This window comes from Paraburkholderia sp. (assembly GCF_035948235.1).
In the GTDB taxonomy this organism is placed as follows: domain Bacteria; phylum Pseudomonadota; class Gammaproteobacteria; order Burkholderiales; family Burkholderiaceae; genus Paraburkholderia.
The window spans coordinates 1-7371 of the sequence record NZ_DASZJJ010000035.1 but is presented as its reverse complement, the minus strand read 5'-3'; the positions used below and the strand labels follow the sequence as shown (position 1 = coordinate 7371).

The 7371-nt window shown below is 62.4% G+C and carries 7 protein-coding genes; 6 read left to right on the top strand and 1 reads right to left on the bottom strand.

Translation table 11 applies throughout. The features are described 5' to 3' along the window. Together VG320_RS02240 and VG320_RS02235 are read left to right on the top strand one after the other, a co-directional pair. A partial coding sequence (locus tag VG320_RS02240) for a porin (RefSeq protein WP_327198541.1) occupies positions 1-295 on the top strand: 295 nt, incomplete at its 5' end. Between the two features lie 259 nt (positions 296-554). Beyond that, positions 555-1865 (top strand): dicarboxylate/amino acid:cation symporter, encoded by a 1311-nt coding sequence (locus tag VG320_RS02235; protein WP_327198540.1) that lies wholly within the window; start codon positions 555-557, stop codon positions 1863-1865. A 74-nt stretch (positions 1866-1939) separates the two neighbouring features. Here the strand turns inward: VG320_RS02235 and VG320_RS02230 are convergent, their stop codons facing one another. Then, a complete protein-coding gene (locus tag VG320_RS02230) occupies positions 1940-2062 on the bottom strand; it encodes a hypothetical protein (RefSeq protein WP_277397966.1) in 123 nt (40 codons plus the stop codon). Between the two features lie 349 nt (positions 2063-2411). On the opposite strand from VG320_RS02230, the gene VG320_RS02225 reads away from it, so the two are divergent. The 4 genes from VG320_RS02225 to VG320_RS02210 form a co-directional block, all read left to right on the top strand. Next, positions 2412-2831 (top strand): hypothetical protein, encoded by a 420-nt coding sequence (locus VG320_RS02225; protein ID WP_327198539.1) that lies wholly within the window; start codon positions 2412-2414, stop codon positions 2829-2831. 77 nt (positions 2832-2908) lie between these two features. After that, positions 2909-4009, top strand: coding sequence for an aromatic ring-hydroxylating dioxygenase subunit alpha (locus tag VG320_RS02220; RefSeq protein WP_327198538.1), 1101 nt, complete (start codon positions 2909-2911; stop codon positions 4007-4009). Between the two features lie 60 nt (positions 4010-4069). Continuing rightward, positions 4070-5200, top strand: a complete 1131-nt coding sequence (locus VG320_RS02215) for a 3-oxoacyl-[acyl-carrier-protein] synthase III C-terminal domain-containing protein (RefSeq protein WP_327198537.1) — start codon at positions 4070-4072, stop codon at positions 5198-5200. 26 nt (positions 5201-5226) lie between these two features. Next, on the top strand, positions 5227-7371 hold a 2145-nt coding region (locus VG320_RS02210; protein ID WP_327198536.1), incomplete at its 3' end, for a hybrid sensor histidine kinase/response regulator.

The following is a 7371-nucleotide window of genomic DNA, read 5'->3' as shown; positions in this document are numbered from 1 at the left end:
TCTCGCGCTCGACAACTACAACCTCACGCTTTCATGGCAGGTAAGTCCGGCGATTGCACTGGGCGGCGGCTATCTTTACACGAGCGGGCGCTATCGTGGCATCAACGCGAATCCGCACTGGAACGGCGCTGAAGTTTCGCTTGACTATAGCTTGTCCAAACGCACCGATGTCTATGTGTTCGACGTGTTTCAGCGGGCGAACGGACCGCATGCTGTGGCCGACGTTTACCTCTACTCGCCATCGACGAGCGGTACACAGAACGTTGTTGTTGCCGGCATCAGACACAAGTTTTGAGCGTCCTGTCTCGTCAACAGGCTAATGACTACCAGGACGGGCGCCTTCGGAACCTTCCACTGGAAATACACGCTCACAGAGGAAGTCGACTAGCGCCCGTACCTTCTCACCAGCGCGCTCACTCCGCGCACGCCCAGGGTTTTTGACAGGATTGCAACACTTGATGCGAAGAAGTAGAGTGTCGCAACAATTGATTTGCAGTCGGAACCTGAGGCAGTGAATGTAGGGCCGGATAAATCGGCCGAGGAGAAAAGACGCTATGAAACGTTTGAAGCTGACGACCTGGATCGTCATCGGCATGGTGCTGGGCATCGCCACGGGCTACGCCTGCCATCGCGCGATTGGCGACGCGCAGACGCTCGCGTCCGTCGCTGATGCTTTTGGTCTGGTCACCGATCTATTCCTGCGGCTCATCAAGATGATCGTTGCGCCGCTCGTGTTCACGACGCTCGTGGTGGGCGTGGGCCGGATGGGCGATGCGAAGGCGGTAGGGCGCATCGGCGTGCGCACGATCGCCTGGTTCCTGGGCGCGACCTTCGTTTCGCTGCTGCTCGGCGCGCTGGTTGCGAACTGGCTTCAACCCGGATCGGGCCTGCATCTGTCCTTGCCTGATGCCCACGCGGCCACCGGCATTCAAGCCGGCTCGATCTCGCTCAAGGAGTTCATCACGCACCTCGTGCCCAAGAGCGTCGTGCAGGCAATGGCCGAAAACGAAATCCTGCAGATCGTTGTGTTCGCAGCGTTCTTTAGCCTGGGCATCATCGCGATCGGCGAGCCGGCCAAGGGCATCGTCGCGCTGCTGGAACAGATTTCGGCGGTGATGTTCAAGGTCACGGGCTACGTGATGGCGTTCGCGCCGGTGGCCGTGTTCGCGGCGCTTGCGCACGTAGTGGCCGTTCAGGGCCTGGGCGTGCTGCTCAGCTACGGCACTTTCATGGGCGTGTTTATCGGCGCGCTGGTGCTGTTGTGGTGCGCGATTGTTGGCGCGGGCGGCCTGGTGCTGGGTTCACGCGTGTTCGGCCTCGTGCGTGCCGTGCGTTTGCCGATGCTGCTGGCGTTCAGCACGGCGAGCAGCGAATCGGCCTACCCGAAGCTGCTGGAGCAGCTCGAACGCAGCGGCGTGCCGCGCCGAATTTCGAGCTTCGTGCTGCCGCTGGGCTATTCGTTCAACCTCGACGGGTCGATGATTTATTGCACGTTTGCCACGCTGTTTATCGCGCAGGCTTACGGCATCCATCTGGGCTTCACGCAGCAGGCCACCATGCTGGCGATCCTGATGCTCACGAGCAAGGGCATGGCGGCGGTGCCGAAGGCGTCGCTGGTGGTGATCGCGGCGACGCTCGGCCAGTTCAACATTCCCGAAGCGGGCCTCTTGCTGATCATGGGCGTGGATACGTTCCTCGACATGGGTCGCACGGCGACCAATGTGCTCGGCAATAGCGTGGCCGCTGCTGTGGTGACGAAGTGGGAAGGCCAGCTTGGCGCGGTGATGAGCGACGACGAATACGAGGCGCTCGTCAGCGAACGCGAACGTAAAACCGAAGCAGGCGCGCAGGGCGTGCCGGCCTGATCGCACGCGATTGCGTTTGAGGCGATTGGTGCGTCTTTGGGAGAGGCTCCGTACTCACGGTTTTCCTCTCCCGCTTAGCACCACACCACGCGGTCGTACGCCACGGTACGCCGGTACACGTTCTTGCCGCGCCAGCTCGAAAACTCCATGTAGGCACATTCGAGCACCAGAATCCAGTTCGTTACGCGCATTGCCATCCCCAATCGTTGGTTTGAATGCAGAACCAGTCTAGAGCCGTGTTCTTCGAGGCGAATCCTCGAGCAGGCGCGGTTTGACCGCTCAGTTCAGGCATTCGTACCGGTCGCTTATCGCGCCGGTGAAGTTCTTACCGTGTTGCACCGCAAATCCGGTGCCTGGCACCGCCGCCGCACTCCGTCCCTTTGTCGCGATAGCGCGTAGGACTGCGCACAGTGCTGGCAAACACCAGGTCGGCGTCAAGCTGCGCCCATCATCTACCTGCGTGCGCGATCGCTTCGTGCGGTTGCGGACGTTGCTGCGCAACAAACCCGCTTTTCTCCTGGCGCACGCACCTTTCGCCCGGTCCAGATGGCGTTTAAACGCGAATGGCGCACTGTAAAAGGGCGGGTCATCGTGCCCTTATCCGTCAAGATCGCCGCGTTTTCGGCCAGGCACGCCGCGCGGAGAAAAGCAGCCGCTATGCTTGCCTTACGTTGCATCACACGCTCCTGCCGGCGGCGCATTTTTGTGTCGCGTCATGTGACGGCGGTCGAGGTTTTTACTTCCGTTTCCTTACTGGCAAACGCGGCCCGCCAGCCGTTTATTCCGCATTCAGCCGATGCGCGCGCCACGCGCGCGCTCGCGTGTGGTCCCGAGATGGCCTCCCCCGCCGTCTCGCTCTTCACCTGCCGTGTCCGCGAGGGACGGCAGGTTTTTTTCTGGCGCGCGGCTTTTGAAAACATCAAATCCCTGCGCGCGAAGATGTCGTGTGCCAGGCGTGCGTATTAGACTGGCGCGATATGGCTAGTGGGGCGCAATCGCCCGCTGGTCTCATCGTCTTCCATGCGCCTTGCCGCACACCGTTCATGCTCAAGAATCTCTGGTACGTCGTGGCCGCTTCGGCCGATCTGCGCGACGCGCTTATGCCTGTCACGATGCTCGGTCATCGCTTCGTGGCGTTTCGCGATGACGCGGGCGTCGCGCGCCTGCTTTCCGATATCTGCGTCCATCGCGGCGCATCGCTCAGCGCGGGCCGCCGCGTGCGCGGCGAGGTCCAGTGCCCGTATCACGGCTGGCGTTACGGCGGCGACGGCGTGTGCACCCATATTCCCGCGCAGCCCGACGCGCGCGTGCCGGCCAGGGCGCGCGTGGACGGCTATCCCGTGATCGAGCGGCATGGCTGGGTGTGGGCGTTCCTGGGCGATCTGCCCGAAGTCGAACGCCCGCCTTTGCCCGCGCTCGACTGGGCTGACGATCCCAACGTGCGTGTCGTGCGCGGCACTTTCGACTGGCGCGCCAACTGGGAACGCATCGTCGAGAACGGTCTGGATTTCGCGCATGCGCCGTTCGTGCACGGCAGTTCGTTCGGTGCGCCCGACCGGCCCGAAATCGATCGTGTCGAAGTGAGCGAGGCCGACGCCTGGAGCGCGCACGCGCGACTCGTCATGCGCCGCCCGGTGCGTCGTGGACTGCTGCGCCGCACGCCGACGGGCGAGCACGTCGATGTCGTCACGCAGACGGGTTTCCACCTGAGCGGCCCTTGCGCCACGCTCGAACTTGCGCCCGGCCGTGGCTGGCGGATTTTCATCGCCTCGGCGCATGTGCCTGTGGATGCGCTGCATACGCGCACGTACTGGATGATGGGCCGCACGTTTCTGAAACAGGCGATTTTCGACGGGCGTTTTCGCGCGCGCAATCTGCGGATTTTCGCGGAGGATCACGCTGTGCTCGAACGCATTCGCCCGGAACTCGTGCCGCAAGGATGGCAAAACGAGGTGTCGGTGAAGTCGGACGCCTTGCAGATTGCATTGCGCCAACGTGTGCGGGCGCTGGAGGAGCGCGGCTGGCTGCTCGACGAAGCCGGATACAAAGCGGGGGACGAGGCAGGGAAGGGGCGGCGCGAGGTCAAGGTGATTGCCTGTCCGGCGCGCCGCGAGGTGGCGTCCTGGGCGCTGGATGCATGCTGAGTCCATTGTTCGCCATGGAAAGTTTTACCTGGGCGAACGAAAAGGAAAACGTGATACACGATGGGGGCGCTTTTTGCCTGGCCACGGGGCCGAAGGACATGGCGAAAAGCGCGTGCCGTTTTACTCATCAATCACGATTTTCCTGGGATAGTCATGCTTATCAAGAACATCGCCGTCAGTCTGCCTTCGAAAGTAGTCACGAACGAAGAGGTCATTGAAATGATCCGCTCGCACTCGGTCGGATTCGATGGCGAGATCGATCGCAGTCTGCGGACCATCAAAACCCTGCTCGACCGCAGCGGACTCGTTACCCGCCGCTGGTGCGGCAGCCACGAGTCGCCCATCGACCATGTCGCCATGGCCACGCGCCAGGCGCTTTCAGAAAGCTATCTGCGACCCGAGCATATCGAGCTGCTGGTTTTCGTCGGTATCGGGCGCGGCTTTCTCGAACCGGGCAACAGCCACATGATGGCCGGCGCGCTGGGCTTCATGAACGCCGAATGCTTCGACGTGGTGGACGCCTGCATGAGCTGGACCCGCGCGATGTCGCTGGTCGACAGCCTCTTCAAGACCGGCCAGTATCGCAATGCCCTGATCGTAAACGCCGAATTCAACATGCTCGCCGGCGGCCCGCTCTATCCCTCGAACTTCGCGTTGAAGCATCACGCGCAGATCGAATACACGCTACCATCCTTCACGATCGGGGAAGCTGCGACCGCCACGCTGGTCGTGCCGAACGAGCCGGACAATTTCGAGTTCGTGTTTCGCGGCAAGCCCGCCGCCGCCGACTTCTGCACGATTCCGATTCACGGCTACGAGGGCTACTGCCACCCGACCGAAAGGGTTGGCCGTAATGGCGATATGCGCTTTACATCGTACGGCCATGAATTGCACAAGAACTCGGATGAAATCACTGAAGTTTTTGGCAAGCTCAAGGTGCCGAAATCGGAGATCGACGTGGTTTTCACGCATGCGTCATCGAAGGCTGCATGGCATGGCTACGGCGTGAAAGCCGGGGTCGAGGACAAGATGTTCCACATCTATCCGGAGACCGGTAATCTTGTATCTGCGTCGATTCCCGCCGCGCTGGCGATGGCCAAGGAAAGCGGCAGGCTCAAGCGCGGCGACCGGGCCGCATGCTGGGTCGGCAGCGCCGGCATGTCGTTCAACGTGAGCAGCTTCCGGTTCTGAGGCAGCAAGACAAAAAAGAGAGTGAGATGAAAGCCATTGCAGGGGGCGCCCGTCTGGTCATGCAGCGAGTTCGCGACGCTTATCACGTCTCGGACTACAGCGTGCTCGCAGTCGGCGTGATTGGGACATTCGGCCATCCGCTTTACTGGTTCTGGTGGACCTTCGTCGATCCGCAGCCTAACGAGAATGCGCTGATGCGCTTTATCGGTTCGTTTGCGTGCCTGCTGTTGCTGTTGCGGCGTTTCTGGCCCGCTTCCCTCAAGCGCTTCCTGCCTTGGTATTACTTCGGAACGGTGGCGTACACGCTGCCGTTCTTTTTCACCTGGTACCTGCTTTCCGGTCATTACTCGATGCTCTGGTCGATGGCCGAACTGGGCATGGTCTTTTTCCTGATCGCGATCTTCCCGTCGTATATCGCGTTGACGGTCAATCTGGCGATCGGAATTGGTCTTGCCGTCGGTTGCATTGCGCTGGTCGATCCTGCGGCATTGCAGGTCGATTCGCATCTGCTGCTGTTTGTCTATCTGCCGGTGTTCGCCTTTGGCATCTGCGCGGGCACCACCTTCAGCCATAGCAACATGAAGGGCATCACGGCCCAGGCGAAAAGCGAGGCGCTGCGCGCGCTCGCGGGCACCATCGCGCACGAGATGCGCAACCCGCTGAGCCAGCTGCGCTACGTGCTCGATCGCATCGACGACGGGCTTGGCGGCATGGACCCGGTGCGCGACACGCCGGCGCAGACGTCCGCTCACATGGCGTCGCTTTCGCAACATCTCGCGCATGGCCAGATTGCCATCGACCGCGGCTTGCGCATCATCGCCATGACGCTCGACGAAGTCAGCGCCAAACCGCTGCGCGCCGACAAGGTGACCTATCTGAGCGCCGCCGCGACCACGCGCAAGGCGCTCGACGAATATGGTTTCAACGACGCCAGGGAGCGCGGCCGGGTGTCGCTGGTCGTGATCGAAGACTTCATTTTTGGCGTCGATGAAACGGTCTATCTGTTCACGCTGTTCAACCTGATCCGTAACGCGCTGCATCACATGGGCGCGCGCCAGTCCGCGAAGCTGACGATCACGGTCGATCTGCACGTCGTCACCGTGCACGACACGGGGCCGGGCATCGCGCCGCAGACCATGGCGCACCTGTTCGCGCCGTTTCGCACGCACGGCAACGCGGCGGGCACGGGGCTGGGCCTCGCATACTGCCAGCGCGCGATGCGCTCGTTCGGCGGCACCATTAGCTGCCGCTCGGAAGTCGATAAATTCACGGAATTCACGCTGGCGTTTCCACCGGTCGCCGAAAGCAAGGTTGCGGAGCAGCGTCAGCAGATGCTCGCCCGCGCGGCGGAGTTCTTCGCGGGCAAACGCGTGCTGATCGTCGATGACGACGCAAGCCAGCGCGCCCGCGCCGCGCTCGCCTTCACGGGTGTGCAGGCGCTCGTGAGCGAAGCCGCAAGCGGCGAGGCCGCCATCGCCATGTTGCAGGAAGGGCCGACGATCGACCTCGTGCTGATGGATATCAACATGCCGGGCATCGACGGTTATACGGCCACCGAAGCGATCCGCTCGGGCGGCCACGAAACCAATGCGAACGTGCCCATCATCGCCTGGTCGGTCGAGCCGCCTGGTGTGGCGGCCATGCTGGCGCGCAACGCAGGCATGGACGACATGATCGGCAAGTCCAGCAGCACGATCGAATTCCTCACGTCGCTGCAGTCGATCATGGAGAACGGCGCGCGCAACAGCAAACGCGCGCGCTTCGATGGCTTCGCGGGCCGCCTGATCGTACTTGCCGACGACGACACCTATAGCCGCCTGATCGCCAAGAGCTATCTGGAGCGCTGCGGCGCGGAAGTCCTCGAAGCCGAAAACGGCCAGCAGGTGATCGATCTGCTGAGGGACGGCAGAAGGGCGGATGCGGTGGTGATCGACCTGAACATGCCCGGCATGGGCGGGCTGGAGACCGCGCGTCTGATTCGCGCGATGGACAGCGGACACGCGCGGCTGCCCATCGTCGCGTTGACGGGACAGTCCGATGTCGATGCGCTGCGCGCCTGTCTTGCCGCGGGCATGAACGAAGTGATGGTCAAACCGGTGCGGGTCGGGGCGCTTTATGCGTGCCTCTCGCGTCAATTCGCGCATACGCGTGGCGGCACTGGGCGCGGCAAA